The 1,701-nt window shown below is 64.6% G+C and carries 3 protein-coding genes; all 3 read right to left on the bottom strand.

Features of this window, described 5'->3' with window-relative positions; genetic code table 11:
• Positions 1-307 (bottom strand): hypothetical protein (locus FJ980_RS30670; RefSeq protein WP_140547322.1); only part of this gene is annotated, 307 nt, incomplete at its 3' end.
• 3 nt (positions 308-310) lie between these two features.
• Positions 311-1,456, bottom strand: a complete 1,146-nt coding sequence (locus FJ980_RS30665; protein WP_246676631.1) for a recombinase RecT — start codon at positions 1,454-1,456, stop codon at positions 311-313.
• Positions 1,453-1,701: hypothetical protein (locus tag FJ980_RS35120; RefSeq protein WP_281406350.1), on the bottom strand; the 249-nt coding region annotated here is incomplete at its 5' end. The genes FJ980_RS35120 and FJ980_RS30665, both read right to left, overlap by 4 nt.

Below are 1,701 nucleotides of genomic sequence, written 5' to 3'. Positions count from 1 at the left end.
CATTGGGGACGGCACTCGGGACCAGCCTGCCGACCTTCTTCGACGCCGATTCCTGCACGGGCCGCTTGCCGCCCTCGATGATGGCACCGGCGGCATCAAAGGCGGTGATGGCAACACGAGTCTGGCGAAGCCGCTCGGTCATATCGGCGATGTCGCGTTCAAGCGCGACCTCATCCGCCCGAAATCGGTCCAGCATGTTGGTGACCGAATTCGCGCTGCGGTCCAGAAGCGAGACGAGCAGCGTGTCCGGCTTCAGGTCGGCCTCGGTGAGCTCGACCTCGCGCATGGCTTTGCGGAGCTTGAACATGGCTCACTCCTCCTCCACCGAACCGGGCTCCGGCGCCTCGGCGTCCTCCTCGGCGGCGAAGCCGTCGAGCCAAGCCTGCCGCTCCGCCTCCCTGCCCTCAGTCTTGAAGTCGACCGGGATAGCCTTCTTCGACATGTTGCGGCGGTAAGCGGCGCGGCCCATGCGGGTCGCCTTCGCGATGGGGTCGCCGTCGTCCGGGTCCTGGGAGGGTTTCTGGCCGGACGACGGCTGGTTTCCGGTAGCAGTCGCCTTCGGCGTGGAGGCCTGCTTGCCGGACTGCTCGGAGCCGGCCGGAGAGGAACCGACATCCGATTTCGGAGCCGCTTTGTCTGCGGCGGGTTTCTTGTTCTTGCCTTCTTCAAGGATCTCGCCGGTCTTGCCGTCGATGACGTCCTTTTCGTCACTGAAGTCCGCCAGCTGGTCGAGGCGGCCGGCGAGCGACTTCGGCTTTGCGGCTGCGGCTTCTTCCTGCGCGCCCTTCAGATCGTAGAGGCCATCGTCTCGCCGGATCAGATCGTCGAGGTCACTCGACATCGGCAACACCTTGGAGTGCCGTCGAGCGACAGTCTTCTTCGCCATTTCAGGATAGAAGACCGGATCCTTCCACGGTCCGTTCTGTGCGCGCGACTTCGACCGAATCTTCTCGACGTCCTCGACCGACATCACATCGCGGGACTTCTCGCCGGTCTTCAGCGTCGCCACCGAGTAGACCGCGATCAGTGCGCCGCGGTTCGCCAGCGTCGGCTTGTGACGGATGAACGGATTGTCGCCGAGCTCATACTCGAAGGCGTCGTTCGCAAAGACGGCGTGAACATCCCAGGTGGCGATCTCGCCGGAGTTGCGCGCCTTCTTCCGGATGCCGCCGACCATCGGCATCCATGTGACCTCGCCCTTGTAGGGCACCATAGCGCCCTCGCGACCGTCGGGCAGAAGGCCATCCTGGGCGGCCTTCATCGCGGCATTGAACAGCGATCGGCGCGAGCAGCCGAGCAAGTCACCGTTGTTCTGGATCGCCGTCATCACGACACGGGCGAAGCGCTCGACTGGGATATGCGCCGGCAGCGCGGCCTGGAACTGTGTCGCCATGTCGTCGATCTGGTTGCGAACAACCATGATCTCGCTGGTGCCCTTATTGGGTTGGTCGCTCATGAGCATGTCTCCGGTGTTGTCGCGCGCGGCCCATCCGCGTCGACCCAAGTTGTTCGATTGGCGACTGCGAAGATGACCGGTTGGGTGACGCCATATTCACGAGCGAGCGCAGTCTGCTCGCCGTAACGGCCGGTGTATCGGGCGCGGATGTCGGCGACGGCCGCTGCGGTCAGCTTCGAGCCAGGATGACGCTCCCCGCAGGCGCGGGTTCCGTGGGTGTCCACATCGGCGCTGTTCTCGATGGG

The organism is Mesorhizobium sp. B1-1-5 (assembly GCF_006443065.1).
Classification (GTDB): domain Bacteria; phylum Pseudomonadota; class Alphaproteobacteria; order Rhizobiales; family Rhizobiaceae; genus Mesorhizobium.
This window is presented reverse-complemented; position numbering and strand designations above follow the sequence as displayed.